This window comes from Psychromonas arctica (assembly GCF_036697365.1).
Taxonomy (GTDB): Bacteria; Pseudomonadota; Gammaproteobacteria; order Enterobacterales; family Psychromonadaceae; genus Psychromonas; species Psychromonas arctica_A.
In genome coordinates this window covers 70791-85331 of record NZ_JBAHZA010000008.1, presented here as the reverse complement: position 1 = coordinate 85331, position 14541 = coordinate 70791, and the positions used below count along the sequence as shown (strand labels likewise).

Annotated in this window: 11 protein-coding genes; 3 read left to right on the top strand and 8 right to left on the bottom strand. The window is 36.0% G+C overall.

The features are described from left to right. The first annotated feature begins 47 nt into the window (after positions 1 to 47). A complete protein-coding gene (locus V5290_RS10750) occupies positions 48 to 3107 on the top strand; it encodes a chemotaxis protein CheB (RefSeq protein ID WP_333385273.1) in 3060 nt (1019 codons plus the stop codon). A gap of 58 nt (positions 3108 to 3165) precedes the next feature. On the opposite strand, the gene V5290_RS10745 is transcribed toward V5290_RS10750, so the two are convergent. Both V5290_RS10745 and V5290_RS10740 read right to left on the bottom strand, forming a co-directional pair. Beyond that, the gene (locus tag V5290_RS10745) at positions 3166 to 4983 is read right to left on the bottom strand and encodes a putative bifunctional diguanylate cyclase/phosphodiesterase (protein WP_333385270.1); all 1818 of its coding nucleotides are present in this window, start codon (positions 4981 to 4983) and stop codon (positions 3166 to 3168) included. Between the two features lie 15 nt (positions 4984 to 4998). Further along, positions 4999 to 6117, bottom strand: a complete 1119-nt coding sequence (locus V5290_RS10740; protein ID WP_333385267.1) for an FIST C-terminal domain-containing protein — start codon at positions 6115 to 6117, stop codon at positions 4999 to 5001. A gap of 400 nt (positions 6118 to 6517) precedes the next feature. Here V5290_RS10740 and V5290_RS10735 point away from each other — a divergent pair, with 400 nt between their 5' ends. Beyond that, complete coding sequence (locus V5290_RS10735; RefSeq protein WP_333385264.1) at positions 6518 to 7708, top strand: potassium/proton antiporter; 1191 nt, start codon at positions 6518 to 6520, stop codon at positions 7706 to 7708. Between the two features lie 98 nt (positions 7709 to 7806). On the opposite strand, the gene V5290_RS10730 is transcribed toward V5290_RS10735, so the two are convergent. From V5290_RS10730 to V5290_RS10720, 3 genes are all read right to left on the bottom strand, one after another. Continuing rightward, positions 7807 to 9294 carry a tripartite tricarboxylate transporter permease gene (locus V5290_RS10730; protein ID WP_333385261.1) on the bottom strand — a complete coding sequence of 496 codons (1488 nt, stop codon included), beginning with the start codon at positions 9292 to 9294 and terminating at the stop codon, positions 7807 to 7809. Between the two features lie 9 nt (positions 9295 to 9303). After that, on the bottom strand, positions 9304 to 9750 hold the full coding sequence (locus V5290_RS10725; protein ID WP_333385258.1) for a tripartite tricarboxylate transporter TctB family protein: 447 nt from the start codon (positions 9748 to 9750) through the stop codon (positions 9304 to 9306). 65 nt (positions 9751 to 9815) lie between these two features. Beyond that, on the bottom strand, positions 9816 to 10742 hold the full coding sequence (locus V5290_RS10720) for a tripartite tricarboxylate transporter substrate binding protein (RefSeq protein ID WP_333385256.1): 927 nt from the start codon (positions 10740 to 10742) through the stop codon (positions 9816 to 9818). Between the two features lie 684 nt (positions 10743 to 11426). Here V5290_RS10720 and V5290_RS10715 point away from each other — a divergent pair. Next, positions 11427 to 11906, top strand: a complete 480-nt coding sequence (locus V5290_RS10715) for a cytochrome b562 (protein ID WP_333385253.1) — start codon at positions 11427 to 11429, stop codon at positions 11904 to 11906. 46 nt (positions 11907 to 11952) lie between these two features. Here the strand turns inward: V5290_RS10715 and V5290_RS10710 are convergent, their stop codons facing one another. Genes V5290_RS10710 through rimK form a run of 3 tightly spaced genes read right to left on the bottom strand, consistent with a single transcriptional unit; the run spans position 11953 to position 14345 of the window. Further along, positions 11953 to 12387: an ATP-dependent zinc protease gene (locus tag V5290_RS10710; RefSeq protein ID WP_113817764.1), complete on the bottom strand. Its 435-nt coding sequence runs from the start codon at positions 12385 to 12387 to the stop codon at positions 11953 to 11955. A 1-nt stretch (position 12388) separates the two neighbouring features. Then, positions 12389 to 13435: a succinylglutamate desuccinylase/aspartoacylase family protein gene (locus V5290_RS10705; RefSeq protein ID WP_333385247.1), complete on the bottom strand. Its 1047-nt coding sequence runs from the start codon at positions 13433 to 13435 to the stop codon at positions 12389 to 12391. A 4-nt stretch (positions 13436 to 13439) separates the two neighbouring features. Then, positions 13440 to 14345 (bottom strand): 30S ribosomal protein S6--L-glutamate ligase, encoded by a 906-nt coding sequence (gene rimK / locus V5290_RS10700; RefSeq protein ID WP_333385244.1) that lies wholly within the window; start codon positions 14343 to 14345, stop codon positions 13440 to 13442. Between the last annotated feature and the right edge of the window lie 196 nt (positions 14346 to 14541).

Here is a 14541-nt window from a genome sequence, read left to right as displayed (position 1 = left end):
TAACAATTAGTTACATCTAATTTACATACATAAATAGTGAGAAACACGTGACCCAATCGGAAAATACACAAAATATACCCCCATCACATGTTGTTGGTATTGGTACTTCAGCGGGTGGTTTAGAAGCGTTACAAGAGTTTTTTGGTAACCTACCAAGTGATACTGGTGCAACGTATATTGTGGTGCAACATCTCTCGCCTGACTATAAGAGTATGATGTCGGAGTTGTTAACAAAGCACACCGATATGCCTATATTTGAAGTTTCTGACAGTATAACGATCGAAGCTAATGCTATTTATTTGATGCCTCCTCGTAAAAATATGCTTATTACTGAAGGTAAACTGCTGTTGTCAGATCAGATGCCAGACCGTTTGCCACATTTATCGATTGATGTATTTTTACGTTCACTGGCTGAAGACCAGCAACATAAAGCCATTGGTATTATATTGTCAGGCACAGGTACCGATGGGACCCGTGGTATTCGCGCAATGAAGGAGGCGGGTGGATTAGTTGTCGTTCAAAAGCCTGATTCTGCAAAATTTGATGGTATGCCAACTAATGCCTACCAAACTGGTTTAGCAGATATGGTGCTGTTACCGAGTGAAATGGGTAAAAGCCTAGTCGATTTTATTAATCATCCATCGATTAAAGGTGATGCTCCAGTAAGTTCTTTTACTGCCTCAGATGGTGATAGCAAGGTATTAGAAGACATTTTCGATATACTGAAAAAGCAGTCTTCAATTAATTTTGCACAATATAAATCTTCTACTGTATCTCGTCGCATCGAGCGACGCTTAGGGATCAATCAATTAAAGACCCTTGATGCCTACTTGCGCTTATTGACTGAATCCCCTAGAGAAGTTTCTATTTTAAGCAAAGAATTATTAATTAATGTAACGCGTTTTTTCCGCGATGATGAAGCATTTGATAAATTAACAACAGTAGCAGTACATAAAATATTGACATCGGGGAACGGCAAAGATCCTATTCGTTTATGGATCGCAGGCTGTTCATCGGGAGAAGAAGCTTATTCTATTGCCATTTTATTTGATGAAGCTAAAGAAAAATATCAAATAGATCGTCGTGTAAAAATCTTTGCAACGGATGTGGATGAAGATGCAATAGCAGAAGCTAGCACCGGTGTTTACGCTGCAGAAATAGTACAAGATATCTCTAAAAGTCGATTAAATCGTTATTTTGAACCTACAGGTAATGCTTATGTTGTATCTGCTAAGCTACGTAAGATGGTTATTTTTGCCCAACATAATATGATTGAAGATCCGCCTTTTTCAAATATCAATCTACTAAGCTGTAGAAATGCATTAATTTACTTTCAACAAAATGCGCAACAGAAAGTTTTCTTATCTTTCTATTTTGCTCTGCAGCAATATGGATATTTATTTTTAGGCAATTCTGAATCGTTAGGAGATATGGCTGTTCATTTCGATACGGTTGATGAACGCACACGTATTTTTCAAAAAGTCAGTGCAGCCCGTTTGCCGTTGAAGCAACCTAGCTCATTGAAACAAAATATTACGACTCCTGTCGTATCAACGAGCTCTACAACGAATACGCATCAGTCACGTATGGTCATTAATAATAAATATAATACAGTGATGGAGCGTTTAATTGAACATTATGCGCCTGACTGTGTTGTATTGAATGATAGCTTTGATGCGGTTCATGTGTACGGCGACATGACGCCTTATACAAAAGGCTTAGGACGTGGAAAAGTTAGTTTAAATATAAAAGATATGATCTGTGACGATCTCGCTATTGCAGTCTCGACAGCATTATATCGCAGCGAAAAAAATGAAGAAGATGTCTTTTATAGTGATGTTGCATGTACTTTAGACGGTGTACCAAGCTTTATTGACCTCGCGGTATTCATGGTCAAACAAAGTGAGCATCAAAGCTCACCTCGTTCATATATTTTACAATTTATAGTACATGAACAGGGAGATGTTGTAAGAAAGTCTCCTAAATCGATTACCTTTGATGGTGGCGAGCAGTCTTTACAGCGTATTCATGACTTAGAGCAAGAGCTGGTTAAAAAACAAGAGCATCTACAAGTTACTATCGAAGAGTTGGAAACAACTAACGAAGAACTACAGTCTGCTAATGAAGAGTTAATGTCTTCAAATGAAGAGCTACAAAGCACCAATGAAGAGTTGCAATCGGTAAATGAAGAGCTGTATACAGTTAATAGTGAATACCAAGAGAAAATTTCGCAATTAACAGAAGCGAATATGGACCTAGATAACGTAATTAACTCAACGGATTTAGGTATTATTTTCCTAGATGAAAACTTAACAATCCGTAAGTACACACCACATTCAGCTAATTATATTAATCTGCGTACATCGGATATTGGCCGTCCTATCCATCATATTTCTCATGAATTGGATTACAGTGATTTCTTAACTCAAATTGGTAATGTTAGCACTAAGGGAGAAATTGTAGAGCAAGATATACTCACTAAAGCAGGGCAAACCGCTTTATTGCGTATGGCTCCTTACGCGGTTAGTGACGATATCAGTTCAACAGCACAGCATGGTGTGCTTATTACCATTACTAATATCTCAAGATTAAAGTTTGTAGAAAACGCATTAGTGCAAGCACAAGAGCAGTTTAAAACGTTACTCATAAATCGCTCTAAACGTTTACATCACCGTATCGAGGTAAATCAACATGTGACAGTGATGGTCGTCGATGATGATGCAGTGGACCGCTTACGTGTACAAAGATACTTCAAAGAGTCTGAAGATCGTTCTTACACCATTGTAGAAGCTAAAACATTAGAAGAAGCAATTGAGTTGGCCGACCGTATGAAAGTGGATGTATGCTTGTTAGATTACCAATTAGGTGCAAACACAGCAGAAGATTTTGTAAAAGCGATGAAGATTAAGAATATAGACACACCAATTATTCTGCTATCAGGCCAAAAAGAGTCTGTAATGGATAAAACGTTTCTTTCTAATGAGATCATTGATGTGATTAGTAAAGATGAGCTGTCTAAACCGCTATTGGTACGCAGTATTGACTATGTGTTAGAACGTAAAGAAATTAAAGATATTGTACAAAGATTTGAAGTCTCTGAACGTTAGGCATTAATATTTAGTCTGTGCTAAAAAGCGATTAAGTTAAACCCTTAATCGCTTTTTATTAATGTTTATATTCGAGTAATTTATCAAAGGTAATAGGGCGACTAAAGTAATATCCTTGAAATTTGTAACAACCTAATTCAATTAAACAATTGACCTCTTTTTCTGTTTCTACGCCTTCTGCAATTACTTCCATACTTAAGCTTTTAGCGAGTTGAATAATCATACTGATAATGGCTTTATTACTTTGATCTAAATGAATATCTGTCACAAAAGAGCGGTCTATTTTAAGTAGGTTCGCTGGTAAACGTTTTAGGTAGGCCAAAGATGAATAGCCAGTGCCAAAATCATCAATAGCACAAGCTACGCCAAATTTTAATAAGGTATTTAATCCTGTTATAGACTGCTCTAAATTACCTATCATAATGCTTTCAGTTATCTCTATCTTCAAAGAAGATGGAGGAATTTGATATTTACTGACTGTGCTAATCACATTGGTTACAAAATCACGCTTAACGAGCTGTTTTGCACTGATATTAATAGATACCTGCTGAAAAGAGGTAGGAAGTTCTGTTTGCCTTAGCCGTTTAATATCTCGGCATGCTTGCTCTAATACATAATTGCCTATTTCAATAATTAAATCACTCTCTTCGGCAATAGGTATGTATACAGCGGGTGACTCATAGCCTCGAGTTGGGTGGTTCCATCGAAGTAACGCTTCTGCACCTATCATGTTATATAGATGATCAAATTGCGGCTGATAATGTAATTCAAAATCGTTGTTGATTAAGGCCTGTTTAATTTCTTTGGTATAGCGGATATGTTGATTGAGCTGTTCAGACATAACCAATTTATAAGCGAGTGCTTTGTCCTTTGCCTTTTTAAATGCTTCATACATAGCAATACTAGCATTTTTAATAATATCTTGAGCTGTTTTACTATCATCAGTAAAGCGCTCATAGCCAATGTAGCAAGATAAAGAGAAGTGACCCTCTGATAATTCAAAAGGGCGTTCAATGGTATGAACTATTTCTGCGATAATATCACCGATAATTAACTGTGCTTTCATTTTATTCGCAGGTAATTGATCAATGATTAAAATAAATTCATGACCATTAAAGATCGCTATCGTTGTCTCTTTATTTGTCGATTTTTTAATTCTTTCTGCTACTTGTCGTAGTACTTTATCACCAACATGATATCCAACCGCATCATTGATGCTTTTAAAGTTCATTAGATCAATGGATAGCACATAACCGGTTTTTTTCTCTGTAGTGGTGGCTTTGATTGCTGCAGTTAAGCATCGTTGTACTTCCATTCTATTATATAAGCCGGTTAAATCATCATGAGAGGCCTGATAACGGATTTTTTCCTCTACTTCTTTGCGCATTTTTATTTCAAATACCATCGTGTGATAATTGATTGAAGCAATACAACTGTTTGTGAGCTTATTAATGACTTGTGGCAAAGCGCTTTGAATTTCTTTGCTAAGCGCATCTTTTCGTTCAATAACAAAAACGCCAAATTCATTTAGTTTGAAAAAATAATAAAAGGTTGAATTTAAATGAAGAATTTTAGAGCGGGCTTCATGTTCTGAGAAAGTACTTACTAATTTTGCTAATTCTGATGATTGGTTAGAATTAATTCCTTCTTTTCTGCTTGGGAAACTGAGGAAATGCTTAATTTTAGTCTCTTTATTTAGCTGGTAAGCAGGTATTCCTTGCTTATTTTGCATAATAAAAATATGACTATTAGTTGCATTTAAACATTGGCCAGCAAGGTGCAAGAATGTGTGTAGCATTTTCTTCAAATCAGTTTCTTCACCAATGGCTAATACTAGCTGATGTTGAATTGACATGATGTGCATAGCTGTATTCATTTAGCTGTTAAATCCTTAAAATGAGCCAAGTACAGTGGTCTTGTTAAGTAATCGAATAGATCCATTATTCGTATTTGCAATTTCACCTAGTGCCATTGCTCCAATCAGTGGTGTTTCAGGCAAAGTCTTTTGTATGATGCTTAATTCATCATTTATTTCTTCACCAAGAAATGAGTCTCTACTGATACAATTAAATAGCAAGTGAGTTTTATTTTTTTGCTGATATTGAGCTATTTCATTAGCTATTCTTTGACTAGAAGCTAACATTTTTGGTTTATCACTGGTTAATAAGTAAACCATTGAATTAATTGAAACATTACCAACACATTCTAAGTAGGATGCATTAGTTTGTATGGGATCTCTGACTAAAATTTCTCCATCTAAAGATACCATTCCAAGTGGGAAACGCTTTGCATATTCCACAAAAAAGTCATCTGATAAAGGTCTATTGACTTGTTCTTGAACCTCTTCTTTATATAATGAAAAGGTCGATGTGTAGTTTAATGAATGGACATAATGGCCATCAGCCGAGGTCACTAAATAAGGGCCTTTAGCAATCTCCCAGCCATGACCTATACTATTTTTCAATGCACCTGGTAGTGCGATTACCTGTGTTATATAACCTTTGATCCCGTGATTAGTATAAATAACAGGGCGAGGTAAGAAGTCTAAAGATCCAGCCCCTCCCCCAATTGTGTTTACACCAGAGCCCATATAGTTATAAAAGTGATCAACAAAATCTTCACTGGCATCGCATAAAGCATCAGAAATAATAATAAAGCTTTTAAGATCTTGAATCATCTTACTCTTATTTTTAATATACAGAGTGATATTTTGATCAGTACTATTAGGCATTGAATAATTGATAATTGTTGGTTTTATTTTTAAACCTACAATTATTGCGCCTTTGGTGTAATTTTTTCCCTGGTATATAATCTTAGGAAACATACCACCACCGATCGGCAATGGGCAATCACATAATATTTTATTGAGTGGTAATTCATCGTAGTTATTATCGACACAGGTCAGTAATAAAAGTCCATGAACGCCTTCCTGACAAGCATTATTAATTGCTATTTTTAATTCATCTATAGAGGAACTGTTCGTAAAATGAACAATAGAAGCCTCTGTCATAATGCCTACTCCTCATTTACGATATTTAATACGGGGTGTTAAAATGACTAAATGATGGTTATGTGAAATAAAAATATAGCTTATTTTCTCAAATATTCCCAAGTGTTTTACAATCAATCTGCTACTTTGTGATTAATTACACTGTCCTAAGGATATAGATTGGTTTTATCGAACACTTAGGTAGGTATTTTTTAGTTAAATTTTTAAACTTTATCTATTTTATAAAGCCATAAACTAGGCGCTTATTAATCTTAGTAAAGATATAACAATTGGATTCTTTTAATTCTGTTATCCAGTACAATTGAGCTATCATATAACAAGCAAGATATAGCATTCGACTGTGTCTTGTGAGCCTACATTCTAATAATAATGACAACTACAGAAGGAAAATAAATAACTAATGTCATACCAACTTATACTAATCTGTATTGCTGCCTTAATTGGTATTGGTATTCTTTTACATCATCCATCACGTACCTTTGGTATTCCTTCCTTACTTATATTCATGGGGGTAGGGCTATTATTTGGGAATGGTGAATTTGACTTTGTTTACGATAATTTTGCGTTAACTTCCATAGTAGGCAGTATTGCTCTTAATATTATTGTCTTTGTAGGTGGCTTGAATACCTCTAAAAGAAGTGTACGCGTTGCTTATCGTGAAGGAAGTGTTTTATCCACCTTAGGTGTGTTACTAACGACATTATTCTTCTCGCTTATTTTATGGTGGTTATTAGACTTCTCCTTTATTTTTTGTCTTCTGTTTGCTGCAATTGTTTCCTCCACTGATGCTGCAGCAGTATTCTCTATATTACAATCTAAAAAACTAAAATTAAAAGAGAAGACAGATACAGTATTGGAGTTTGAATCTGCTACTAATGACCCTATAGCACTGATTTTGTTGGTTTTATTAACAGAAATGGCATTAACACCAGACACTGCAGTCTCAGTAAGTGAAGTTAGTTTAGAGTTGGTGACCCAAATTTTTAGTGCCTTGTTTATTGCGTTTTGTGTTGGTCGCTTATGTATTTGGCTGTTGAACCATATTAAGCTAGAAGAGTATGGGCTTATCCCTGTGTTTGTTTTAGTTAGCTTTGTATTAGCCACTTATGGCAGTGAACTTGCTGGTGGTAATATACTACTCGCTTCTTATGTGGTTGGTGTGATCATAGGTAATGGTTTAAATCGAGGCAGGGAAATAAGTAAACACTTTTTTAATAGCTTATCTTGGTTAGCACAAGCGCTTATGTTTATTGCCCTTGGATTACAGATTTTCCCACATCAATTATTTGAAGTACTGTATCAGTCGATTTTACCTGCCTTACTATTGATATTGATTGCTCGGCCGTTAGCAGTGCAAATATGTTATTTATTTTTTCCAAAAACAACCTGGAGGAAACGATTTTTTATTTCCTCAATTGGATTAAAAGGGGCTACGCCAATTGTTTTTGCATTAATTCCAGCGGCAGCTGGCGTAGAATCATCATTAATTATAGTTGATATGGTCTTCTTTATTGTTTTGATTTCTGTATTTTTACAGGGAGCGGCAATAGAGCCATTAGCTAAAAAATTACAGCTCAATATAGAAAAGTAAGCCGTGGGTAAACATAACGTGATGTTGCCGTTCTGTTGAGGATATTTAGTAGCTAAACAGATTAATTAAATTAATTGTCTAGCTACTTTATTTCAGATTTACTTTTGCTTTTTTAATTCTCGTTTCTTTAGTTTTACTGTGGAATACACAGAGAAAATTGCAAATAAAATAAAGGCTAATGCGATCGGCCTGTCGTATATAAATGACCAGCTTCCTTCATATAAAATCAACGATTTTCTTAAGTTTGTTTCTGCCATTGGTCCCAAAATAATTGCTAATAGAATAGGTGAAGATGGGATATCTAATTTATTTAAAATAAAGCCTAACAAACCAAATGTAATGGCAATACCCACATCAAACATAGAGTTATTAATTGCATAAGCACCAATGACTGATAGGAAGATGATGATAGGGATCATCATTATTTTAGGTACTTCAATGATACGGCAGAAAAAGCGTATTCCTAAAAATCCAACAATTAGCATCACTATATTAGCAACAATCATTGAACTAAAAATACCGTAAACAATTTCTGGGTTTTGTGTGAATAAAAGAGGTCCTGGTGTTAAACCTTGAACGATCAATGCACCTAGCAGTACAGCTGAAACAGCGTCACCCGGTACACCTAATGTTAGCAATGGAACTAATGAACCACCCGTTACACCATTATTACCTGATTCAGCAGCTGCTAAACCATGCATAGAACCATTACCAAATTCTTCAGGGTTTTTCGCAACTCGCTTGGCTTCGTTGTAACAAGCAAAGGCTGAAATATCAGCACCAGCACCTGGAACAGAACCAATAGATGTACCAATTAACGCACTTTTAACACTCGTTGGTAAAATCTTTTTAAAGTCAGAGAAGCTTAAAAATTTATAGCTAAACTTAGGGGGGATATCTTGTTTATCACTGGCAATTTTTTCTAATTGATTTAACCCTTCGGCGATCGCAAATAAGCCGATTAATACAGGAATAATGTTAATACCACTGTATAAATCTAACACACCGAAAGTGAAGCGAGGAACACTGCTAATTGGATCTAACCCAACCATAGAAATTAATAAACCTATGGTGCCGGCTAATAATCCTTTCATAATATTTTTAGCTGAAACACTCGCAATAATGGTTAATCCAAATAAAGCCAATGCAAAATATTCTGGCGCATTAAAACGTAAAGCAAAATCTGCAAGCATCGGCGCAACACCAATTAATACAACAGTACTAATTAAACCGCCAATAAACGAAGCAACTGCCGCAATACTCAGAGCTTTTGCTGCAAGTCCTTTAATGGCCATGGTATGACCATCTAATACAGTTGCTGCTGAAGCAGGTGTACCTGGGGTTTTTAGTAATATTGCAGCAATTGAACCGCCATAAATCCCACCGATATAAACACCGATTAACATTACTAACGCTGGGGTCGGCATCATTGAAAAAGTAAAAGGCAATAATATAGCAACGCCCATTGTCGCAGTTAGCCCTGGTAGTGCTCCTAAAATAACACCGCCTAATACACCTAATACTAATACAGGGAAAACTTCCATACTAAAGGCAGAAGCAAACCCACTGAGTAAATATTCCATCATAATAATAACCTAGAAAAAGAGTAAGCCTTCAGGCAGTGAGATAATAAACACATCTGAAAATAGAAAGTAGATAGCCAAAACAAACACCCAAGCAACTACATAATAAATCGGCTTTTTAATACGGTAATAAATTAAGTAGTAAGTAAAGCCGATTAAACTCGCTGGTAAGTAACCTACCAAAGTAATTAAAGCCGCATATCCTACTAACAAGGTAAAACCAAAAATAGAGTGGCTGGATAAAAGCGGTTGTTCCTGTTCGACCTGTTTCTTTCGTTGATGTTGAATAATCAATACACAACATATCAATATTTGAATGATAACAATCACAGTAGGGAAGAACCCAGCTCCAACGGGAGAAGCTTGATATAAAGGTTCTGGAAATTGAGTGATAAAGCCCAGTATGATAAGGCTCAAGACAATAACGAAACTTGGTAGAACTAGGTGGCGATTGAGCATCATACCTCCCATTTTATTGATTGAAAGAAGGGTTAAGAATGACCTTAACCCTGATTTAGCAATTACTATTTAATAAATTGACTTAATACTTTTGCATCTTCTTTAACAAAATCAGTAAACTCTTGAGCTTTTAATGGGTGAATTGTCATTGCACCTTTTGCCATGAACTCTTTAAACTGCTCAGAGGCCATTGCTTGGTCAAAAGCGTTACCTAAAATTTCAATGATTTCATCAGGTGTGCCTTTAGGTGCACCAATACCACGCCATGTACCAGTTGTTACATCTAAACCTTGCTCTTTTAATGTTGGTACGTCTGGGATGTAAGAAATACGTTCTTCAGACATTACACCTAGTGCTTTTAACTGACCTGAACGGAGTTGAGCAATTGCTTCACCCGGTGTAACCATTGTTACTTGTGTATGATGGCCTAATACCGAAGGAATCGCTTCTGCAGAGCCGTTATAAGGTACTGCATTTAATTTAATATCTTGATCTTGCTCTAAAGCCATTAAGTAAAAGTTAGGCGCAGCAGTCGATGCAAATTTAACTTTACCTGGTGCTTTTTTCGCTTCAGCAACTAAATCATTCACTGTATTAAATGGGCTATCAGCGGGTACTAAAATAACAGCTGGATCTAAGTTAACCATGCGAATTAATTTAAAATCATCTGCACTATGTTGCATTAATCCCATTTGTGGCAGTGAAGCTATTTCACGTGTAACCACGGTTAATGTATACCCGTCTGGTCTTTGCTGTGCCCCAAAACTCATGCCAACTGCACCTGCACCGCCGGTTCTATTCATGACCGAAATACTTGTACCTAAAATGTCTTTTGCACTATTTGCTAGAGTACGACCTACGGCATCCGTACCGCCACCAGCACCAAATGGCACGATTAGTCGAATATTTTTTGCTGGGTAATCGGCTGCAAATGTGCTCGCTGACATAATTAACCCTGCGCTAATAAGTGCTGTTTTAAGTAGTTTTCTCATCGTTTCATTCCTTTCTATGGATAAAATGGCTTTTTAAAATCGCTATTTCTGATTGTTAAAACTTTGTAATCGAAGAGTAAAGGAAGATGATTTTTTTTAGCATTGCATAGGTCACGAAAGTGAGTGACAAAATGTGTACTTTGTCTGGAAATGAGATCTTTCATTGATTTTTAGCGCGTTTTTGCAATTAATTTTATCTTGTTTTTTTAAATTACTAGATTTATAAGTATGACTTTATGTTGAATCTGTTTTTTATAACTTTAAAAGTTTAAACAAAAGAATTGACTCATTTTTTAATTTGTAAAGCCTGGTTTTTATATTTTCTATGAATAGCTTAGTCTATTAATGTTATTGAAATATATAGTTTTAATTTTAAAAAAATGAGGTTTTAAGCTTGTGTGAAGTGTATTGTAAATATCAGCATGATATCGGCGTGGAGCGGTGAGGTTAATTGAATATTATTCTTTAAATAAGAAAAACAACATTTTATTGTTTTATTTTGTAATATTATAGCTATATATTGGGCGTTGTTTTTAGCGTTTATTTTTGAGAAATACGCTGTATAAATTAGCGTACTCAAGCATATTTAATTTGCCTTATAGGGTTAAAGTTAATGTGAGTAGTGTTCTTTTACTAAGCCTAGTATATTGCTGATCCTCCCCCTCCATTTTAAAGGATATAATGATGAGTCATATCAAGAGAAATTTAGCTTTTACTTTATTAAGCGCATTACTTTTTACTCAATCGACTAGCTTAGTGTTTGCACATGCAGATCATTGCGGTATCAAAGAAACTACATTGGGCGATACCATGAAGCACATCAAAAGTGAATTACGTGCTTACAATAAAGGCTTTAAAGCTGACGATAAAGCTGAGATGCAAGAGCATATTAATGAATTGATTATGTTAAGCGGTAAAGCTAAGGTATTGCTACCTGTGGTTATTGAGAACATCAATGGTGAGCATAGTGAGGCATCTAGTGAATTGACTGCGCAACAAAAGCAGCAATATGGACAATATCAACAGCAAATAACAGAGATGACTAATACCTTTAAAAAGATCCAAGCAAGTTCAGACTCGGATGAAATTAGTTCACTATTAGAAACAGTGAATCAGCAGAAAAAACAAGGGCATAAATCTTTCCGTCAAAACTGTAAAAGCTAATAAGTCATTATTAACGCAGTATATTAGTACTGCGTTAATATTAAATCTAACGATTCGCTAAAAATACTTTTGAAGGGTCAACGAGTAAACGTTTACCAATCGCCTCACGTCCGAATAACATTAAATAGTTCATATCAGCACGATCCGTTAGGGTTATTTCTATCGGCCAGGTTTCACTGCCTAAAGTCATTGGAGTCTCAATTACATAGCGCTCTTCGGAGGTACCATTAGATGATTTAATCTTACGAATATCACTGATTAATGCACTACATGCTATGAGTCTTTTGACATTATGGATATCAGGGTGGATATCAAATTTAACCCAAGGTTGTCCTTTTTCCATATACTTCACAATATTATCAACGTGTAATGATGATGTTTTTGCTCCTGTATCAACACGTACTTGCATCTCTTTAATACCTAGCTCAGGTAGGTCTATCGATTCGAGGCGACCAATAATCATTTTATCTTTAGATTGCATGTTATTTATTTCCTGTGGAATTTGTTCTATTTAAATCATCCTCTGGGCGCAGGAAATCTTGTACCGATTCAATATGCTCAAATACTGCTTCATCGTCTTCTTTAAAGTAAGCAATATGAAACATTGCTTCACCTTCTTGTACGAGAGGGATATTTTGTTGCCCAATTAAAATACCTGAGCGAGTAGCCTTAACAATTCCTAGTATTTCTCCATAAGGGCTGCCAATTTCTGCTAGTTTGTCTCCACTCGTTACGCGATCGCCTAGTTCTACTAAGTGTTTCACAACACCACTTGCATTTGCTCGTAACCAACCGCTACTATTGGCGATGTAAGGCTCTTTTAACTTGCGTTTCGAAGTTACTTTACGCATCATTTTTAAATGGCGTAATACATTTTCGATGCCTTTGATACCTGCATTAATTGAAAAATCATCAAAACGTAATGCTTCACCTGCTTCATATAAAAGTACCTTAGTGCCATTTTCAACTGCTGATTCACGCAAAGAACCATCTACTACATTAGAATGTAAAATCACAGGGCTAGCAAAAATTTGCGCTAATGCTTTCGTTTCCGGATCGTTCATATCGCCGCGAATTTGTGGCAAGTTAGAGCGGTGGATTGCACCCGTGTGTAAATCAATCCCATAGTCACAATGTTGTACAATTTGTGTTAAAAATATATGAGCAACTCGAGCCGCTAATGATCCTTTTGCAGAACCAGGGAAGCAGCGATTTAAATCTCGACGATCTGGCATATAACGACTTTGATTTACAACGCCATATACGTTCACCATAGGCACAGCAATAACTGTTCCACGAATTATTTTAAAGTTAGGTTTGTTAATTAAACGGCGAATAATTTCAATCCCGTTTAATTCGTCACCATGGACCGCGGCACTAATAAAAATAGTTGGACCATCTTTAGCGCCTCGAATAATTTGTACAGGTAATGATACTTCAGCATCTGTATATAACTTGGCAACAGGTAATTCAATTTTGCATTGTGTACCCGGTAAAATATCAAATTTTCCAATGCGTAATGCTTTCATTTAATTACCCTCTACCACGTGTTTTATTAGTTGCTGTTTTTGGACTTTTTTCTAGAAAATCGAAAACCATCCCTGCGATATTCATACCTGTTGCCTTTTCAATACCTTCTAAACCTGGAGAAGAGTTAACTTCCATTACCATTGGTCCACTTTCAGATCGTAACAGATCGACACCGCAGAAATTAAGACCCATTATTTTAGCGGCATTAACAGCTGTTTCTCGTTCTTCTTTTGTTAATTTAACGACGACTGCTGAGCCTCCTCTATGCAAATTAGAGCGGAATTCACCCTCAGCACCTTGACGTTTCATTGCTGCAACAACGCGTCCACCGATTACCAAACAACGGATATCAGCACCACCAGCTTCTTTGATGAACTCTTGCACTAAAATATTCGCTTTAAGCCCCATAAATGCTTCAATAATACTTTCAGCTGCTTTAGCTGTATCAGCTAGCACCACACCTATCCCTTGGGTACCTTCTAATAGTTTAATAACAACTGGCGCACCGCCTACGTTTTTAATTAAATCTTTAATGTTATCAGGTCTATTAGCAAATCCGGTACGTGGCATACCAATCCCTTTTCTTGATAATAATTGCATTGAACGTAACTTGTCACGAGAGCGACTGATTGCAACAGATTCATTAATATTAAAGGTACCCATCATTTCAAATTGACGTGCGACAGCTGTCCCATAAAAAGTCACCGATGCACCAATTCGTGGAATAATGGCATCATATTGCGGTAACTCTTCACCATGATAACGAACTGTTGGGCGGCTACTAGTAATGTCCATGTAGCAATGCAGTGTATCAATAACATCAACTTGGTGGCCCTGTGCCTCACCAGCTTCTTTTAAGCGGCGTGTAGAGTATAAGTTCGGGTTTCTAGATAAAATGGCAATCTTCATGAGTTAATTCCTATGTAATATTTCACAAAATATGTTGCGATAGTGCTCGCATAAAAGGTTAAAAATCTGAATAAAATAGGAACTCTTGCAGGTCACTGCATGCTAGCCATATTGGCTATTTTTAGTGTATTTAATGGTCACTCAGATTAAGTGCGTGGAGTGTATAAACAAAACGCTATATAATAAAATTAATTGT

Coding starts and splice junctions, on each gene's coding strand:
- V5290_RS10715 (WP_333385253.1), top strand. CDS start 11,427: ATGAGTCATATCAAGAGAAATTTAGCTTTTACTTTATTAAGCGCATTA.
- V5290_RS10740 (WP_333385267.1), bottom strand. CDS start 6,117: ATGACAGAGGCTTCTATTGTTCATTTTACGAACAGTTCCTCTATAGAT.
- V5290_RS10745 (WP_333385270.1), bottom strand. CDS start 4,983: ATGAATACAGCTATGCACATCATGTCAATTCAACATCAGCTAGTATTA.
- V5290_RS10725 (WP_333385258.1), bottom strand. CDS start 9,750: ATGCTCAATCGCCACCTAGTTCTACCAAGTTTCGTTATTGTCTTGAGC.
- V5290_RS10710 (WP_113817764.1), bottom strand. CDS start 12,387: ATGCAATCTAAAGATAAAATGATTATTGGTCGCCTCGAATCGATAGAC.
- V5290_RS10705 (WP_333385247.1), bottom strand. CDS start 13,435: ATGAAAGCATTACGCATTGGAAAATTTGATATTTTACCGGGTACACAA.
- V5290_RS10735 (WP_333385264.1), top strand. CDS start 6,518: ATGTCATACCAACTTATACTAATCTGTATTGCTGCCTTAATTGGTATT.
- V5290_RS10720 (WP_333385256.1), bottom strand. CDS start 10,742: ATGAGAAAACTACTTAAAACAGCACTTATTAGCGCAGGGTTAATTATG.
- V5290_RS10730 (WP_333385261.1), bottom strand. CDS start 9,294: ATGATGGAATATTTACTCAGTGGGTTTGCTTCTGCCTTTAGTATGGAA.
- rimK (WP_333385244.1), bottom strand. CDS start 14,345: ATGAAGATTGCCATTTTATCTAGAAACCCGAACTTATACTCTACACGC.